Origin of the sequence: Variovorax sp. CCNWLW225 (genome assembly GCF_037204045.1) — a bacterium.
Lineage (GTDB): Bacteria > Pseudomonadota > Gammaproteobacteria > Burkholderiales > Burkholderiaceae_C > Variovorax.
In genome coordinates this window covers 25891-43543 of the sequence record NZ_JBBCBV010000027.1, presented here as the reverse complement: position 1 = coordinate 43543, position 17653 = coordinate 25891, and the positions used below count along the sequence as shown (strand labels likewise).

Sequence of the window (17653 nt, the reverse complement as noted above, 5' to 3'; positions counted from 1 at the left end):
CCCATGAGTTTCACCACCACCGAACCCGCATTCCGCTTTCGCCAGGGCACGCGTCCTTTGCTCATCTCCATGCCGCACGTCGGCACCTACGTGCCGCCCGCGCTGGCCGCCCGCTTTACCGAAGAGGCGCGCCATGTGCCCGACACCGACTGGCACCTCGAGCGGCTCTACGACTTTGCCGACGAACTCGGCGCCTCGGTGCTCGTTGCCACGCATTCGCGCTACGTGATCGACCTGAACCGTCCGCCGGATGGCGCGAGCCTGTACCCGGGCCAGAGCGTCACTGGCCTGTGCCCCGTCGACACCTTCGACGACACGCCCGTCTACGCGTCCAGCGACGATCTACCGGACGACGAGGAAGTCGCCGCGCGGCGCGAGGCAATCTGGCGCCCATACCACCAGCAGCTGCAAGCCGAGCTCGACCGCCTGAAGGCGGCGCACGGCACCATCGCACTGTGGGACGCCCATTCGATCCGCTCGGTGCTGCCGCGCTTCTTCGAAGGCAAGCTGCCCGACCTGAACCTGGGCACCGGCAACGGCACCAGCTGCGACCCGGCGCTCGCAGCCACGCTGCTTGGCATCGCCGAATCGGCCCCCGGCTATTCCGGCGTGCTCAACGGCCGCTTCAAGGGCGGCCACATCACGCGCCAGTACGGCAACCCCGCGGCGGGCGTGCATGCGGTGCAACTGGAAATGACGCAGTCGAGCTACATGCAGGAGAAGCTGCCCTTCGACTACCTGCCCGAGGTGGCGGCGGGCGTGAAGCCGCATGTGCGGCGGATGATCGAGGCGGTGCTGGCTTTCGTCGAAAGCCGCTAAAGCACCGACGGCCGCGAGGGGCAGCCCCGCTTCCTACAATCGGGGTCTATGAAGCCCGTCATCTACACCCGCGGCCAGGCACTCGCCGGCATCCTCGAAAAGCGCATCGCCATCCTCGACGGCGCCATGGGCACGATGATCCAGCGCTTCAAGCTCACCGAAGAGCAGTACCGCGGTGAGCGCTTCAAGGACTTCGAGCGCGACGTGAAGGGCAACAATGAGCTGCTCTCGCTGACGCGGCCCGACGTGATCCGCGACATCCACGAGGGCTACCTTGCGGCGGGCGCCGACCTCATCGAGACCAACACCTTCGGCGCGACCACCATCGCGCAGGAGGACTACAAGATGGCGCACCTGGCGCGCGAAATGAACCTCGAGTCGGCCAAGCTCGCGCGCGCGGCCTGCGACAAGTTCAGCACGCCCGACAAACCCCGCTTCGTGGCCGGCGCCCTGGGCCCGACGCCCAAGACCGCGAGCATCAGCCCCGACGTGAACGACCCCGGTGCGCGCAACGTCGACTTCGAGCAGCTGCGCGCGGCCTACTACGAGCAGACCGAGGCGCTGGTCGAAGGCGGCGCCGACGTGATCCTGGTCGAAACGATTTTCGACACGCTCAACGCCAAGGCCGCGCTGTTCGCGGTCGACGAGTACTTCGACAACAGCGGCCAACGCCTGCCGCTCATCATCAGCGGCACCGTGACCGACGCCTCGGGCCGCATCCTGAGCGGCCAGACCGTGACCGCCTTCTGGCACAGCGTGCGCCATGCGCAGCCGCTGGCCGTGGGGCTGAACTGCGCGCTGGGCGCGGCGCTGATGCGCCCCTACATCCAGGAACTCGCCAAAGTGGCGGGCGACACCTTCATCAGCTGCTACCCGAACGCGGGCCTGCCCAACCCGATGAGCGAAACCGGCTTCGACGAGACGCCGGACGTCACCTCGCGGCTGCTGCACGAGTTTGCGGCCGAAGGGCTGGTGAATATCGTCGGCGGCTGCTGCGGCACCACGCCGGACCACATCGCCGCCATCGGCCAGGCCGTGGCGCCTGTGCCCGGAAGGCTGTTGAACAACAACGCCGGCTTCTACCGCGAAGCGGCCTGACCAGGCCCCGGGGCGTTCGCGCCCCCGGCTGATTGACGGCATCCGGGCCGCCGCCTAGGCTGGCGGCGCAAAGGAAGCCTATTCATGAACTACACATTTCCCACGCGCTGGGTCGGCATCGGCGCGCTTGCCTTGGCGCTGCCCCTGGCGGCCTCGGCGCAGCAGGCCTTCACGCGCGGCACCGTCAACATGCGCGCGGGCCCCTCAGGCGACTACCCGCTGGTGGCACGCCTCGCGCCGGGCCAGCCGCTCGACGTGATGGGTTGTACCGGCGGCTATAGCTGGTGCGACGTGGTGCTGCCCGACGGCGGGCGCGGCTGGGTCTGGGCGCGCAGCCTCGACTACGCCTACCAGGAGCAGCGCGTGCCGCTCTCGACCTACGCGGCCGTGATCGGCGTGCCGGTCGTGACCTTCGTGATCGGCAACTACTGGTCCAACTACTACCGCGACCGGCCCTGGTACGGCGAGCGGCGCTGGTGGGGCAGCCGGCCGCCGCCTCCGCCGATGCCCGGCTGGCGTCCGCCGCCGCCGGTGCGGCCGGCTTGGCAACCCAAGCCGTGGCCGGGCCCGGGCTTCAAGCCCGCGCCGGGGCCGGGCGTTCGCCCGCAGCACGCACAGGGCCACCGGCCACCGCAGCCCCGGCCGGACTTCCGCCCACCGTCGGACCCCGGCTTCAAGCCGCCGCGGCCGCAGCCGGCCTTCCGACCCGGACCGCCGCCCGGCCAGCCGCAAATGCATCCGGGCGGAGGCGGTGGCCGGCATGGCCGTGGTGACGGGGGCGGTGGTGGCGGAGGGGGCGGTCGCCACGGAGGCGACGGCGGCGGCAAGGGTGGAGGCCACGGCGGAGGCGGCGGCAAGGGCGGCGGACACGGCCACCGCGACTAGCTAGCCCGCAGGCGCAATCCCCGCCGCGGCCTGCCGGTCACGCGCAATCAGCGCCACGAAGCGCTGCGCGCCCAGCCCCAGCGGCCGCTCGCGCGACCACACCACGTCGACCCACAGGTCGAGCCCGTTGCTGAGGTTTTCGAACGGAATCTCGACCAGCGCGCCGGCGGCCACGTGGGGCTTGGCAAAGTTGCGCGGCAGCCAGCCCCAGCCGAGCCCGGCGGTGATCAGGCTGAGCGCGGCCAGCGCGTTGTCGGTGCGCCAGACGTGGCGCGCGAACACGAAGCGCGGGTCGCTCGTCGCCAGGTCGCGCCCCGCCACCACGATCTGCCGCGTGTTCGTGAGGTGTTCCTCGCGCAGGCGTTCGCCAGCCGCCGCAAGCAGCACGGGATGGTGGGGCGCCATCACGGCCACCATGGTGTCGCTGCCCACTTCCTGGAAACCCTCGCGGCCGTCGAGGCTGGGGCGCTCGAACACCAGCGCCAGTTGCGCGCGCCCGCTGTGCAGCAGCGCCAGCGCGTCGGCTTGCGGAGCAGCCAGCACCTCCACCTGCAGCAGCGGATATTCCTCGGCCAGCGCAGCCAGCGGCGCGCTCCACGGCGCGGCCAGCAGCTCGGGCGCAATGGCCAGCGTGAGGCGGTTTTCGAGCCCTTGCGTGAGCGCCAGGGCCTGCACCTGCAGCTGCTTCAACTGGGCCGCCAAGAGCCGCGCCTGCGGCTCCAGCGAGCGGGCCGCCGCGGTCGGCTGGGGCTCGCGGCCGCTGCGGTCGAAGAGTGGCAGCGCGAGTTCGGCCTCCAGGTTGGCAATGGCCATGCTCACGGCCGAGGGCACTTTGTGCAGCGCGCGCGCCGCCGCCGAGAAAGAGCCGTGGTCGATCACGGACAGGAAGACTTCGACGGTGTCGCTGGAAAAGGCCATCAGCCGCTCCGATCTATCAATTAAATTGAAATAACTTAACTTTTTATATCAGCACGGGGCAAATAAAGTCCAGCCATCACCTTCATTTGCCAGAGGAAAAGTTCATGCAGGGGTTTCAGCGCCGCGTCGTCTACATCACCCTTTACGAGGGAATCGCCATCGTGGCCGCCAGTGCCGGCCTGGCGCTGATGACGGATGCCGGGCTGGGCCATTCCGGCGTGCTGGCGGTGGCGGCCTCGGTCATCGCGGTGGTCTGGAACCTGGTTTTCAACGCGTTGTTCGAGCGCTGGGAGTCGCGCCAGGCGGTGCGCGGGCGCAGCGTGCGCCGGCGCATTGCGCATGCCATCGGCTTCGAGGGCGGGCTGATCGCCTTCCTGGTGCCGCTCTTTGCCTGGGGCCTGGGCGTGTCGCTCTGGCAGGCGCTGGTGATGGACCTGGGGCTGGTGGTCTTCTTCCTGGTCTACACCTTCGTCTTCAACTGGGCCTTCGACCGGGTGTTCGGCTTGCCGGCCTCGGCCGCGCCCGTCAGCACTGCCGCAGCCGCCGCGGCCGGGCAAGGGGCCTGAACATCCCCCAAGGCCGTGGCCCTTGCCGCAGCCGGTAAAATTGCGCTCCCTTCCAAGGAGCGTTGCAGCGGCGGCCCAAGTCAACCGGCCCGCCGTCAGGCTTGGAAGGCGCCCCGTTGGCCGGGGCGCAAGCCGCAAACGACGCTCACCTGACGTTTTTTCCTGCACAGGTGAGCCCCCCATGAGCGATGTTCCCGCGCCCTCCGTTCCCCCGATGAAGTTGTCCGGCCTCGAACCGGTCGCCATCGATTCGGGGTCGCTGTTCGTCAACATCGGCGAGCGCACCAACGTCACCGGCTCCAAGGCTTTCGCGCGGATGATCCTGAACGGCCAGTTCGAAGATGCCCTGGCCGTTGCGCGCCAGCAGGTCGAGAACGGCGCCCAGGTGATCGACATCAACATGGACGAGGCCATGCTCGACAGCAAGGCCGCGATGGTCCGCTTTTTGAACCTGATTGCGAGCGAGCCCGACATCGCGCGCGTGCCGGTGATGGTCGACAGCTCCAAGTGGGAAGTGATCGAGGCGGGCCTGCGCTGCATCCAGGGCAAGGGCATCGTCAACTCCATCTCCATGAAGGAGGGGGTCGACAAGTTCAAGCAAGAGGCCAAGCTGGTGAAGCGCTACGGCGCCGCGGCGGTGGTGATGGCTTTCGACGAGAAGGGCCAGGCCGACACCTACGAACGCAAGATCGAGATCTGCGAGCGGGCCTACCGCATCCTGGTGGACGAGGTGGGCTTTCCGCCCGAGGACATCATCTTCGACCCGAACATCTTCGCGATTGCCACCGGCATCGAGGAGCACGACAACTACGCGGTCGACTTCATCAACGCGGTGCGCTGGATCAAGGCCAACCTGCCGGGCGCCAAGGTGTCGGGCGGCGTGAGCAACGTGAGCTTCAGCTTTCGCGGGAACGACCCGGTGCGCGAAGCGATTCACACGGTGTTCCTGTACCACGCCATCAAGGCGGGCATGGACATGGGCATCGTCAATGCCGGCATGGTGGGCGTGTACGACGACCTCGAGCCGACCCTGCGCGAGCGCGTGGAAGACGTGGTGCTCAATCGGCGATCCGATGCGGGGGAACGGCTCGTCGAAGTGGCCGAAACCGCCAAGAGCGGCGCCAAGGACGACAGCAAGAAGCTCGAGTGGCGCGGCACGCCAGAGAACCCGGTGCATGTGAACCAGCGCCTCTCGCACGCTATGGTGCACGGCATTACCGACTTCATCGTCGAAGACACCGAAGAGGCCTACCAGCAGATCCTCGCCAAGGGCGGGCGCCCGCTGCACGTGATCGAAGGGCCGCTGATGGACGGCATGAACATCGTGGGCGACCTGTTCGGCCAGGGCAAGATGTTCCTGCCGCAGGTGGTGAAGTCGGCGCGCGTGATGAAGTCGGCCGTGGCCCACCTCATTCCCTACATCGAGGAAGAAAAGCGCCAGGACGAGGCCGCCGGCCGCGACGTGCGCACCAAGGGCAAGATCATCATTGCCACGGTGAAGGGCGACGTGCACGACATCGGCAAGAACATCGTGACCGTGGTGCTCCAGTGCAACAACTTCGAAGTGGTGAACATGGGCGTGATGGTCCCGTGCCACGAAATTCTGGCCAAGGCCAAGGTCGAGGGCGCGGACATCGTCGGTCTCTCGGGCCTCATCACGCCCAGCCTGGAAGAAATGCAGTACGTGGCCGGCGAGATGCAGAAGGACGATCACTTCCGCATCAAGAAGATTCCGCTGCTCATCGGCGGCGCCACCACCAGCCGCGTGCACACGGCCGTCAAGATTGCGCCGCACTACGAAGGCCCGGTGGTCTACGTGCCCGACGCCTCGCGCAGCGTGAGCGTGGCGCAGAGCCTCTTGAGCGACCAGGCCACCGCGTACATCGACGAGATCAACGCCGACTACGAGAAGGTGCGCACGCAGCACGCCAACAAGAAGCAGGTGCCGATGTGGCCGCTGGCCAAGGCGCGCGCCAACAAGACGCCCATCGACTGGACCCACTACACGCCGCCCGTGCCCAAGTTCATCGGCCGGCGCGTGTTCAAGAACTTCGACCTTACGGAGCTCGCGAAGTACATCGACTGGGGCCCCTTCTTCCAGACCTGGGACCTGGCCGGCCCGTTTCCGGCCATCCTGAAAGACGAGATCGTGGGCACCGAAGCCGTGCGCGTGTACGCCGACGGCCAGCGCATGCTCAAGCGCCTGATCGAGGGCCGCTGGCTCAGCGCGAGCGGCGTGGTCGGCTTCTGGCCCGCCAACACGGTGAACGACGACGACATCGAGCTCTACACCGACGAGACGCGCAGCGAAGTTGCCATGACCTGGTACGGCATGCGCCAGCAGACCGAGAAGCAGGTGATCGACGGCGTCACCCGGCCGAGCCGCTGCCTGGCCGACTTCGTCGCGCCCAAAGAGAGCGGCCTGAAAGACTACGTGGGCGTGTTCGCGGTGACGGCGGGCCTCGGTGTCGAGAAGAAAGAAAAGTATTTCATCGACGACCTCGACGACTACTCCGCCATCATGCTGAAGGCGCTGGCCGACCGGCTGGCCGAGGCCTTTGCCGAGGCGCTGCACCACCGCGTGCGCACCGACCTCTGGGGCTATGCGCCCGACGAGGGACTGAGCAACGAAGACATGATCGCGGAGAAATACCGCGGCATTCGCCCCGCGCCCGGCTACCCGGCCTGCCCGGACCACAGCGTGAAGCGCCCGATGTTCGACCTTCTGAACTGCGCGGACATTGGCATGACCCTGACGGAAAGCCTCGCTATGATGCCCGCCGCCAGCGTCAGTGGTTTCTACCTGAGCCACCCCGACTCGACGTACTTCAACGTCGGCAAGATCGGGCACGACCAGCTGCAGGACCAGGCCGCACGGCGCAAGGAAAGCGAATCCGATCTCGAGCGCCTGCTGGCGCCGAACCTTTGAACCTGCCGGCCGGCATGGCCGACCGGCGCCGGGAGTTGTTATTCAGAAGTTGATATTTGCTGCCGCGCACTACGCGGCGCTGGCCGTCTTTGTCGTCGGCTGCTGGGGCTTTGGGCGCGCAGTGCTGGCGCGCCTTGCGCCGCCGACGCGTCGGGACGCCTGGCTCGAAGCCTCGATGGCCGCGGCCCTGGGCGTGGGCATCTTCATCTGCGGCTTCCAGGCATTGGCCATCTTCGGTGCCTTCAAGGTGGGCGCCACCGTCGCGCTGATTGCCGCCAGCGTGTTCGCAGCTGCCTTGCAGTTGCGCCCCTGGCTGCGCGAACTGCGCACGCTTCGGGCCGGCACCGCGCCCGCCGCGCCGTGGACCCGCGCCGACAAGATCGCCGCGATGGCATTGGCGCTGGTGGCGCTGCCCGCGCTGGTTGCGCCGCTCGCGCCGCCCGCCGCCTTCGACGAGCTGATGTACCACCTGCCCTATGCGCGGCAGGTGGCGGAGCAGGGCGGGTTGGGCATCCACGAGTGGCTGCGCTACCCCTGGTTTCCGTACAACTACAACCTGCTCTATGCCGCCGCGCTGCAGGTGGGCGACGACGTGCTGCCGCACTTCCTCAATGCGCTGGCCGGTGCGTTGTCGGTGGTGATGGTCTTCCGCCTTGGCATGCAGCATGCCAACCGGCTCACCGCCTGCATCGGCGCGGCCATCTGGCTCGGCATTGGCGACTATTCGAATGCGCTCATCGACATGGGCGTGGCGCTCTTCGTGCTGAGTGCGTGCGTGGCGCTGTGGTGGTGGCGCGAATCGCAGCCGGTGCACAGCGGCATGCGTTGGCTCGGCGTGGCGGCGTTCTGCCTTGGCGTGGCCGCGGGCTCCAAGTACCAGGCGCTCACCTTCCTGCCGCTGGTGGCGCTGTTCGTCGTGTGGCATGAGCGCCGGCCCAAGGCCTGGGCGCTCGCGCTGCTTTGCTTTCTGATTCCGTGCGTGTACTGGTATGCGCGCAACGCCATCATGACCGGCGACCCGTTCAACCCGATCGGCGCGCGCGTGTTCGGCTTTACCGACTGGATTCCGGCCGACTATGTGCAGCAGCTGGCCGACGTGCGCGATCACGCCGCGCGGCCGAACGTGCTGATCTGGTCGGTGGTGCTGCTGCCCTTCAGCGCCATGTGGAAGCGCTCCGCCGCGGTGCGGGCTGCGGGCTGGTTCTGCTTTTATTCCATAGCGGTGTGGCTGGTGACCTCGCGCTATCCCCGCTACCTCACAGCGTCGTTTCCGTTGCTCGCGTTCACGGCGGCGATCGGCTGGCAGGTGCTGTTCGGCTGGATCGCCGCGGGTTTGCGCCGCGTGTTCGGCCCCAAGGCCGGGCAAATCGCCAACCCTGTCGTCAACCCCGTCGAGGGGGCTCCTTCGGGCCGCGCGGGCCTTGTCGGCGACTGGGTGGCTGTGCTGCTGTTGGCCGTGCTGGCCGCGGTGTCCGTGCGCCAGACTGCGGGCAAGGTCGCGATGATTTCGCCCACCCAGGAGCAGCGCGAAGCGTTCCTGCGCCAGCACGTGCCGGGCTATGCGGTAATGGATTACCTGCGCCGCACCGCCACCGGCCGCGTCTACCAGATCAACCTCAACGAGGCGATCTACTACGGCCCCAACCCCATCTGGGGCGATACCCTCGGGCCGTGGCGCTACACCGACTTCGGCCGCCTGTCAGGCAAGGACCTGGCGGGCAAGCTCGGCGGCCTGGGCTTCGTGGCTGTCGTTCTTCCGAATTCGGTGGTGCCGGTGTTCAGCGGCAGAACCGATTTCGACAAATATTTCACCCTGCAGTACGAGAAAGACGGCAGCCGGGTCTACCGTATTCTTCCTCCCGCACCATGACCGATCTCGACCAACACGCGGCAGCCCGCGCGCCGATGCGCATTGCGGCGGTGATCCCCTGCTACAACGAGGCGCTGTCCATCGCGCAGGTGGTCGCGCAGTTCCAGGCGGCGCTGCCCGAGGCCGAGATCCACGTCTTCGACAACAACTCGACCGACGACACGGCCGCCATCGCGCGTGCGAGCGGCGCATTCGTGACGCACGTGGCCGCGCCGGGCAAGGGCAATGTGGTGCGGCGCATGTTTGCCGATGTCGAGGCCGACGTGTACGTGACCGTCGACGGAGACGCCACCTACGACGTGGCCAGCGCACGCCGGCTGGTGGATGCGCTGGTGGCGGGCAACCTCGACATGGTGGTGGGCTGTCGCGTGGACGACGGGCAGAACGCGCTCACCTACCGCGCCGGCCACCGCTTCGGCAACCGGCTGCTCACAGGCGCCGTGGCGCAGCTCTTCGGCGGCGGGCTGACGGACATGCTCTCGGGCTACCGCGTGTTCTCGCGCCGCTACGCCAAGTCGTTTCCGGCGCTTTCGCACGGGTTCGAGATCGAGACCGAGCTCACGGTGCACGCGCTGGAGCTGCGCATGCCCTATGCCGAGCTCGACACCGCCTACAGCACGCGGCCCGAAGGCTCGCACAGCAAGCTCTCGACGTACCGCGACGGCTGGCGAATCCTGAAGACCATCTGCAAGCTGTTCATCAGCGAACGGCCGCTGCAGTTCTTCTCGATCATTGCGGCGCTGCTCGCGGCGGGCGCCATCGCGCTGGTCATTCCGCTGCTGCTCACCTACATGAACACCGGCCTGGTGCCGCGGCTCCCCACGGCGGTGCTGGCGACCGGCGCCATGCTGGCCGCCATGCTCTCGATGGTTTGCGGCGTGGTGATGCACGCCATCCGGCTCGGCCGCCGCGAGGCCAAGCGCCTGCGCTACCTTGCCACACCGGGCGTGCGCCACTGCGCACCCAGATGAAGCTCGGCCGGGAGTTCCTGTCGTTCGCCGTGGTGGGGGCGATCGGCTTCGTGGTCGACGTGACCGTGCTGTACCTTGCAGCGCCGCTGCTGGGTTGGTACGGGGCGCGGGTGCTGTCGTTTCTTGCGGCTGCCACCGCTACGTGGGCGTTGAACCGCCGCTATACCTTCAGCGCCCGAAGCGCCAATGCGTCCGTGCTGCGCGAGTACCTCGGCTACCTCGTGACGATGCTGGGCGGTGCGGTCGTCAACTATGGGGCGTATGTGCTTGTGCTGCATTGGTTCACCGGCCCTTGGGCACCGGCTGCCGGCGTGGCGCTGGGCAGCTGCGCGGGGCTGGTGGTGAACTTCCTGTCCGCGCGCTATCTGGTGTTTCGCGCGAAGTAGAGGTGTTGCTGCCTCCCTCTCTGGGGGAGGGCAGGGGTGGGGGCTCGCGGCGCATCCATCGGACGCTCTGCCTGCCCCCATCCCGACCTTCCCCCAGAGGGGGAAGGAGAAAGAGAAGCGCTGGCTCTCAGTGCGCGCCTGAGACGACGACTGGAATCTCGGTTGCCGGCGGCGTGTTGCGGCTGCGGCCGCAGCGCACGATACCGTCGATCATCACCATGCCCACGCCCGGAATGTCGCCGAGCTGCACGCTCTCCAGCAGGCCGGGCGCAGGCGAATGCTGCGCGCGGTCCATGAAGACGAAGTCGGCATCGCGGCCCACTTCGATGAGCCCGCAGTTCAGCTTGCGGATCTTCGCCGTGTTGCCCGTGGCAAAGCAGAACACCAGCTCGGCCGGAATATTGGCAATGGACGAGAGCATGGCCACCATGCGCAGAATGCCCAGCGGCTGCACGCCCGAGCCGGCCGGCCCGTCGGTGCCGAGGATCACGCGGTGCGGGCACTTGAGTTCGAGCGCCGCCTTGGCCGCCGCAATGGCCACCTTCTCGTTGCCGTTGTGCACGATCTCGATGGCGCGCGAGCTCTTCTCGCACAGCTCGCACACATGCGCCTCGGGCAATGAGGTGTGGCCGCCGTTGATGTGGCCGATGATGTCGGCGTCGGCCTCGAGCACCACGTCCTTGTCGATCAGGCCCGAGCCTGGAATGGACGGACCGCCCGTGTGAATGGTGCTCTGAATGCCGTACTTGCGCGCCCAGGCCACCATCTCCTTGGCTTCGTAGCCGGCCTTCACCGAGCCCAGTCCCACTTCGCCGAGCAGGCCCACGCCCGCTTCGGCAAGCTCCTTGAAGTCGCTCTCGACCATGCCTTTTTCGATGACGGGCGCTCCTGCCAGCACCTTCACGCCGCCGGGACGGAAGTTGTCGAACGCGCGCTGCGCCGTGATGGCCAGCGCCTTCAGGCCCACGATGTCTTTCGGGCGGCCGGGCAGGTGCACCTCGCCGGCCGAAATCATGGTGGTCACGCCGCCGTTCATGGTGGAGTCGATCCAGCCGATCTGCCCCTGGCGCGGCGTCCAGTCGCCGAACACCGGGTGCACGTGGCTGTCGATCAGGCCGGGCGCCACGCAGGTCTTCTTCGCGTCGATGACGGTCTTCGCGCCTTCGAGGTCGCAGTCTTTCTCCTTGCCCACCGCAACGATCAGGCCGTCGTTCACCACGATGGTGTCCGCGTCGAGGATGGGCTTGTCGATGTCGCCCGAGAGCAAGAGCCCGATGTTCTTTATGACGACTTTGCCCGACTTGCCGCCGGCTGCGATTTCTGCCATTTCGTGTGGTCCTGGTCGTGGGGTGGGATGTTGTTGTCTTGCGCCTCGTCCGCGCGCACGGTGCGCAGCAGGGTCTCGATCACGAAGTCTTCCCAGTGCGTGATCGCCTCGGCCGATTCCAGCGGCTCGCCCAGAAACGCGGTGAGCGTGTGCCGGTTGGAGGTGTAGAAGTAGCCGGTTGATGCAATCAGCAGGTAGATGTCGCGCGCAATCAGGTCTTTGCGGAACAGCCCCTGCGCCGCGCCGCTCGCGAGGATCTCCGCAATGATCGCCACCGCCCGCGACGAGTATTCGCGCGCCCTGAGCGACTTGGAAATGTGCCGGCCCTTGTGCAGGTTCTCGGTGTTCAGCAGCGTCACGAACTCGGGGTTCTTGCGGTAGTAGCCCAGCACGAAGCGAATGACTTCGGTCAGCGCCTCCACGGGCCGCGAGGCGTCGAGCGCAATCGCGGCCTCGGCGTCGTCCATGCGCTGGTAGATGCCCTCGAGCACCGCAATGAAGAGGCCTTCCTTGCTGCCGAAGTAGTAGTAGATCATCCGGTCGTACGACTTGGCGGCCTTCGAGATCTTCTCGACGCTGCCGCCGTCGTAGCCGTACTTGGCGAACACCTTGGTCGCCGCCTTCAGGATGCTGTCGCGCGTGGCCTGCGCCGCCGCCTCGCGCACGCCGGTGCGGCGCTGGGGCTTGGTGCTGGCGGAGCGGCTGTCGGCCATTGTGCGCGTGAGGCTTGGCTTATTTTTCAGCGAACGCGCGCTCGACCACGAAGTCGCCTGGGGTCGAAGTGTTGCCTTCCTTGAAGCCGCGTGCCTCCAGGATGTGCTTCAGGTCGACCAGGAGGCCGGGGCTGCCGCACAGCATCACGCGGTCTTCCGCGGGGTTGATGGGAGGCAGGCCGAGGTCGTCGGTGAGCTTGTTGCTCGAGATCAGGTCGGTGATGCGGCCCTGGTTGCGGAACTCCTCGCGCGTGACCGTGGGGTAGTAGAGCAGCTGCTTCTCCACCATTTCGCCAAGGAACTCATGCTTGGGCAGGTGGTCGGTCACGAGGTCGTGATAGGCCAGCTCGTCGACCTGGCGCACGCCGTGCACCAGGATGACCTGCTCGAACTTCTCGTAGGTGTCCGGGTCGCGGATGATGCTCATGAACGGTGCGAGCCCCGTGCCCGTGCCGAACAGGTACAGGCGCTTGCCCGGCAGCGTGTAGTCGATGAGCAGCGTGCCGGTGGGCTTGCGGCCCACGATGATGGTGTCGCCCACCTGGATGTGCTGCAGCTTCGAGGTGAGCGGGCCTTCTTCCACCTTGATGCTCAGGAACTCGAGATGTTCCTCGTAGTTCGGGCTCACGATGCTGTACGCGCGCAGCAGGGGCTTGTTGTTCACCTTCAGGCCGATCATCGTGAAATGGCCGTTCGAGAAACGCAGCGCCGGGTCGCGCGTGGTGGTGAAGGTGAACAGGCGGTCGGTCCAGTGGTGGACGCTCAGGACGCGTTCTTCGCTGAATGCACTCATACGGAACTCAAGAGTTGGTTGGTAACTGGGGAAGGTGGCTGAGCCGAAATGCACGCCTTTGGGGCGCTAGCCGTCGGCCGGCTGCGAACCCTCCATTGTCGTTGGTCGGAAAAACCCCGATGAACACCGCGAGAAAACACCATTGCAAGCATCGGGCCTGTTTGCTACATTGACCGCGAATGTAGTGAACGCAACATGAAAGTGTAGGGAATGCTACACAAACGGCAGACGGGGCACAAGCGGGCAGACGGCACGTTTGTTGCAAACCCCGCCACACCGGATTGCCCCACACACACTGCCCACGAGATCGCCCCGATGACCGAACACACCAAGACAGACGGAATGCCCGGCATGGACATGCCGGTGGTCGCAGAAGCCGGCAGCAGCGCCTTCGGCAAGGCGCCGCCGCGCAACGAGCGCATGAGCACCGCCAAGGTCGAGTGCAATGCCTGCCCCGTGCTGTGCCAGATTTCCGACGGCCGCACGGGCGCCTGCGACCGCTATGCCAACCGCGAGGGCGTGCTGGTGCGCGTCGACCCCGTGGTGCTGCTGCGCCGCGAGATTGCGGGCGAGGCGCCCAAGCTGGTGCCCTTCGACCGGCCGGCCGCCGACAAACCGGAAACAGCGGAAGTGGCCGAATCAAACGCCCCCGACTGGAACGGCGACCTGCTGCACGCCGACGAGGTCTTCGTCACCGGCGTGGGCTCGTCCACCACCTACCCCGACTACAAGCCGGCCCCCTTCATCGTGGCCTCGAAAGCCCAGGGCGTCGACATGGTCACGGTCGTTACCGAAGGCATCTTCAGCTACTGCAGCTTCAAGGTGAAGATCGACACCGACCGCTTCCTGGGCTCCGAACAGGCCAACGTGCGCTACCGCGGCGAGGTGGTCGGCCACGTCACCACGGCCGAATACGGCTCGCAGATGCTCTCGCTAGGCGGCGTGCACCACCTCACCGGCGGCAGCAAGAAGGAAGGCCGCATGACGGCCGAGCTGATGCAGCTGCTGGGCAACAAGAAGGCGGTGGAGTGCACCATCGACGGCGGCTCCACGCTCGTCATCCAGGCCGGCAAGGCGCCCATCGTCAACGGGGTCGAAGAGCAACGCATGCGCGTGGGCTGCGGCTCGGCGGCGGTCGGCATCTTCGCGCGCCAGTTCGCGGGCGTGGCCGACGAGGTGGTGGTGGTCGACGACCACATCACCGGCGTGCTGACCGAGCATCAGGCCGGGCGGTGCCTCGACATGGCGCCTTCGGGCATCCAGATGCTGGGGCGCAAGTCCACGCCGGGGCGCTACTTCCAGGTGGCGAACCCAGGCAACGGCTGGGGCGGCACCGACATTGCCGATCCGCTCTCGATCATCGAAGGATGGGAAGAGGGCGTGGCGCGCCCGGGCCTGCGCCTTCTGATGACATCGACCACCGGCGAGCACGCGCAGTGGTATGTGCTCGACGAGGCACTGAAGCCCGTCGAACAGGAAATGCCCGCCGAAGTGAAGCGCATCGTCGAGCGCATCGGAGAGAACTGCGAACCCTCACTGTGCACGGTGCTGTTCCTCGGCGGTGCGGGCGGTAGCCTGCGTGCGGGCGTCACCGAAAACCCGGTGCTGCTCACGCGCGCCATCAAGCGCGCGCTCGTCAACGTCACCTGCGGCGGCGCGCCGGCGTATGTATGGCCCGGCGGCGGCATCACCGTGATGGCGGACGTCATGCGCATGCCCGACAACAGTTTTGGCACCGTGCCCACGCCGGCCATCGTGGCGCCCATCGAGTTCAGCATGCGGCAGGACGACTACGCAGCGCTCGGCGGCCACATGGAGCACATCTTCTCGCTCGAGCAGGCGCTCGCCCGCGGTGCGTGGCAGGAAGACGGTGCGCCGCTGGCGCGGCAGTGGCTCGTGATGGACGACGCCAACCCGTGGCCGCTGGGGCATGCCCCGATGCTGGGCTGAGCGATGCCCATGTCGATGTGCGCCGTGACCGTTGCTCCTTCCCCCTCTGGGGGAAGGCTGGGATGGGGGCGGGCAGAGCGCCCCTTGGATACGCCGCGTGCCCCCACCCCAACCCTCCCCCGGAAGGGGAGGGAGCAATGCGCGAACCCCGGGGGTGAGCCATGACCGCCCAACGTACCGCGCTCGACGCGAACCGCTGGCATTTCAACCATGGCCCGATCGACATCGTGGCCGAGGCGCATGGCGACCCGTACGCCGTCGCGGCCGCGCACGACGCGGCCTGGGCGCGCTTTGTCCACGTGCTCGACGAACTGGTGCGCGAGCTGCCGCTCTTGCGCCTGCCCGCAAGCGACAACATGCGCCCGCGCGGCGTGATTGCCAAGCGCATGTGGAATGCGTGCGCCGCGTTCTCGCCGATGTTCGTCACGCCGATGGCGGCGGTGGCCGGCTCCGTGGCACAGGAACTCATCGCGTTCTACGACCGGCCAGGCATCGAACGCGCGTGGATCAACAACGGCGGCGACATCGCGCTGCACCTCGCGCCCGGCCAGTCGGCGCGCGTGGGCGTCTACTCCGACCTGGCGCGCTTCGATTGGCGCAAGCATGTCGATGGTGAAAGCAGCATCCTCACCACCGACGGCCAGTTCGAGATCAAGGCCGATCAGCCGGTGCGCGGCGTGGCCACCAGCGGCTGGCGCGGCCGCAGTTTTTCGCTGGGCATTGCCGACAGCGTGACGGTGCTTGCCGCCACGGCCGCGCAAGCCGACGCGGCCGCCACCGTGATTGCCAACGCCGTCGACGTGGACGATGCAGCCATCCAACGGCGCCCGGCGAATGAATGCAAGGACGATAGCGACCTGGGCGACATCCTGGTCACGGTCGATGTGCCGCCGCTGGCGCCTTCGCAGGTACAAAGCGCGCTCGATACGGGGGCGGTCTGCGCCAAGGTGCTGCAAAAAGGCGGGCTCGTCTGGGCCGTTCTGCTCGTTTGCCAGGGGCAGTGGCGACTTGTCGAACCCTTATGCTCGAAGGCGCTGCCGGCGGCGGCCTCCGTGGCAGTTGGTTCAGTATTTGCTTAACGAAAAGCAAGGTTCCTTTCATGATCGATATACGCCGCGTCTTCACCCATGTCGAGCACATCCACCACGAGTTCGGCCCGCGCGCCGACACCCCGTTGGTGCGCGGTGCCATCGGCGCGGTGCTGACCAATCCTTTTGCGGGCCGCTACGAGCCCGACATCCTGCCGATGATGGCGCTGCTCGACCCCGTGGGCGTCGACATGGCGCACCGGCTGCATGCCGCCATGGACGTGCCCCTGGAGCAGATTGCCACCTACGGAAAGGGCGCCATCGTCGGTGCCGCGGGCGAGCTGGAGCACGGCGCGCTCTGGCATGTGCCCGGCGGCTACGCGATGCGCGAGCTGCTCGGCTGGAAGGGCAGCCGCGCCGCCTACACCGCGGGCAAGGCCGAAGAAAAAACCGGCCAGCCCGGCAACGCGCTTTCCATCGTGCCCTCGACCAAGAAGGTCGGCCCGCCCGGTGCGGCGCTCGACGTGCCGCTCACCAACATCAACGCCAGCTACGTGCGCGGCCAGTTCGACGCCATTGAAGTGCGCGTGCCCGGCGCGCCCGCGGCCGACGAGATCGTCTTCATCCTGGCCATGAGCACGGGCTACCGCGTGCATGCGCGCGTGGGCGGCCTGCTCGCCAAGGACATCAGCAAGTGGGACGGCCTGCGCTGAGCCGCTCCAGAAGAGACAAGAAGGAACACAAGACATGACCGCCAACATCCGCAAGCTCGTCGTCCAGATCGACGAAACCCGCAAGGAAATGGGCAAGGACATCACGCCGCCCACGCGCCGCGCGGTGGCCATTGCCGTGATCGAGAACCCCTATGCGGGCCGCTTCAGCGAGAACCTCGACGAGCTGATCGCCATCGGCGAAGAGCTGGGCGCGCTGCTCGGCCAGAAGGCCGTGAAGGCACTCGGCATCGAGCCCGGCCAGGCGCAGAGCTACGGCAAGGCCGCCATCGTGGGCGAGAACGGCGAGCTCGAGCACGCGGCCGCCATCCTGCATCCCAAGCTGGGCGCGCCGCTGCGCGTGGCCGTTGAAAAGGGCGCGGCGCTGGTGCCTTCTGCCAAGAAGCGCGGCACGCTGGGCACCGCCATCGACGTGCCGCTCGGCCACAAGGACGCCGCCTTCGTGCGCAGCCATTTCGACGCCGTCGAGGCCCGCGTGTCCGATGCACCGCGCGCCAACGAGATCGTGGTGGCGGTGGCCGTCACCGACAGCGGCCGTCCGCTGCCTCGCATCGGAGGCCTGCAGGTCGCCGACATCAAGGGCGAAGACGGCCTCAAATGACGCTCATCCCCAGGCCTGCAGCTTGCGCCCATTGCATTTATTCGGTTCCATTGACCATTTCAACGAGG

Annotated in this window: 16 protein-coding genes and 1 riboswitch; of the genes, 12 read left to right on the top strand and 4 right to left on the bottom strand. The window is 67.2% G+C overall.

From position 1 onward, the window contains the following. The first annotated feature begins 3 nt into the window (after positions 1-3). The 3 genes from hutG (at position 4) to V9L20_RS25660 (ending at position 2802) form a co-directional block, all read left to right on the top strand. Entirely contained in the window at positions 4-819 is an 816-nt protein-coding gene (hutG, locus tag V9L20_RS25670; RefSeq protein WP_337298705.1) for an N-formylglutamate deformylase, read from the top strand. Between the two features lie 48 nt (positions 820-867). Beyond that, positions 868-1917, top strand: coding sequence for a homocysteine S-methyltransferase family protein (locus tag V9L20_RS25665; RefSeq protein WP_281149082.1), 1050 nt, complete (start codon positions 868-870; stop codon positions 1915-1917). A gap of 84 nt (positions 1918-2001) precedes the next feature. Continuing rightward, entirely contained in the window at positions 2002-2802 is an 801-nt protein-coding gene (locus V9L20_RS25660; RefSeq protein ID WP_337298704.1) for an SH3 domain-containing protein, read from the top strand. Here V9L20_RS25660 and V9L20_RS25655 read toward each other — a convergent pair whose 3' ends face one another. Beyond that, a complete protein-coding gene (locus V9L20_RS25655; RefSeq protein WP_337298703.1) occupies positions 2803-3720 on the bottom strand; it encodes a LysR family transcriptional regulator in 918 nt (305 codons plus the stop codon). A gap of 104 nt (positions 3721-3824) precedes the next feature. On the opposite strand from V9L20_RS25655, the gene V9L20_RS25650 reads away from it, so the two are divergent. The 5 genes from V9L20_RS25650 to V9L20_RS25630 all read left to right on the top strand — a co-directional run bounded on the left by V9L20_RS25650 (position 3825) and on the right by V9L20_RS25630 (position 10442). Further along, a complete protein-coding gene (locus V9L20_RS25650) occupies positions 3825-4286 on the top strand; it encodes a PACE efflux transporter (RefSeq protein WP_337298702.1) in 462 nt (153 codons plus the stop codon). A gap of 48 nt (positions 4287-4334) precedes the next feature. Beyond that, a riboswitch (S-adenosyl-L-homocysteine riboswitch) is annotated at positions 4335-4440 on the top strand. Between the two features lie 60 nt (positions 4441-4500). Beyond that, positions 4501-7215 (top strand): methionine synthase, encoded by a 2715-nt coding sequence (gene metH / locus V9L20_RS25645; protein WP_443098630.1) that lies wholly within the window; start codon positions 4501-4503, stop codon positions 7213-7215. A gap of 52 nt (positions 7216-7267) precedes the next feature. After that, a complete protein-coding gene (locus V9L20_RS25640) occupies positions 7268-9085 on the top strand; it encodes an ArnT family glycosyltransferase (protein ID WP_443098629.1) in 1818 nt (605 codons plus the stop codon). After that, positions 9082-10056, top strand: a complete 975-nt coding sequence (locus tag V9L20_RS25635) for a glycosyltransferase family 2 protein (protein ID WP_337298699.1) — start codon at positions 9082-9084, stop codon at positions 10054-10056. Before V9L20_RS25640 ends, V9L20_RS25635 begins: the two co-directional genes overlap by 4 nt. Then, a complete protein-coding gene (locus tag V9L20_RS25630; protein WP_337298698.1) occupies positions 10053-10442 on the top strand; it encodes a GtrA family protein in 390 nt (129 codons plus the stop codon). Before V9L20_RS25635 ends, V9L20_RS25630 begins: the two co-directional genes overlap by 4 nt. A 127-nt stretch (positions 10443-10569) precedes the next feature. On the opposite strand, the gene V9L20_RS25625 is transcribed toward V9L20_RS25630, so the two are convergent. From V9L20_RS25625 to V9L20_RS25615, 3 genes are read right to left on the bottom strand one after another with little or no spacing between them, the layout of a single operon-like run. Further along, entirely contained in the window at positions 10570-11769 is a 1200-nt protein-coding gene (locus V9L20_RS25625; protein WP_337298697.1) for an amidohydrolase family protein, read from the bottom strand. After that, entirely contained in the window at positions 11724-12482 is a 759-nt protein-coding gene (locus V9L20_RS25620; protein ID WP_337298696.1) for a TetR family transcriptional regulator, read from the bottom strand. Before V9L20_RS25620 ends, V9L20_RS25625 begins: the two co-directional genes overlap by 46 nt. A 19-nt stretch (positions 12483-12501) precedes the next feature. Beyond that, positions 12502-13275, bottom strand: coding sequence for a ferredoxin--NADP reductase (locus V9L20_RS25615; protein ID WP_258503341.1), 774 nt, complete (start codon positions 13273-13275; stop codon positions 12502-12504). A gap of 315 nt (positions 13276-13590) precedes the next feature. Here V9L20_RS25615 and V9L20_RS25610 point away from each other — a divergent pair, with 315 nt between their 5' ends. The 4 genes from V9L20_RS25610 (at position 13591) to V9L20_RS25595 (ending at position 17585) form a co-directional block, all read left to right on the top strand. Beyond that, positions 13591-15225, top strand: a complete 1635-nt coding sequence (locus V9L20_RS25610; RefSeq protein ID WP_337298695.1) for a 6-hydroxynicotinate reductase — start codon at positions 13591-13593, stop codon at positions 15223-15225. 161 nt (positions 15226-15386) lie between these two features. Next, the gene (locus V9L20_RS25605) at positions 15387-16304 is read left to right on the top strand and encodes a UPF0280 family protein (protein ID WP_337298694.1); all 918 of its coding nucleotides are present in this window, start codon (positions 15387-15389) and stop codon (positions 16302-16304) included. 20 nt (positions 16305-16324) lie between these two features. Continuing rightward, positions 16325-16966 (top strand): amino acid synthesis family protein, encoded by a 642-nt coding sequence (locus V9L20_RS25600; protein WP_126746691.1) that lies wholly within the window; start codon positions 16325-16327, stop codon positions 16964-16966. Positions 16967-17000: 34 nt separating this feature from the next. Next, a complete protein-coding gene (locus V9L20_RS25595) occupies positions 17001-17585 on the top strand; it encodes an amino acid synthesis family protein (protein WP_337298693.1) in 585 nt (194 codons plus the stop codon). The last annotated feature ends 68 nt before the right edge of the window (positions 17586-17653 follow it).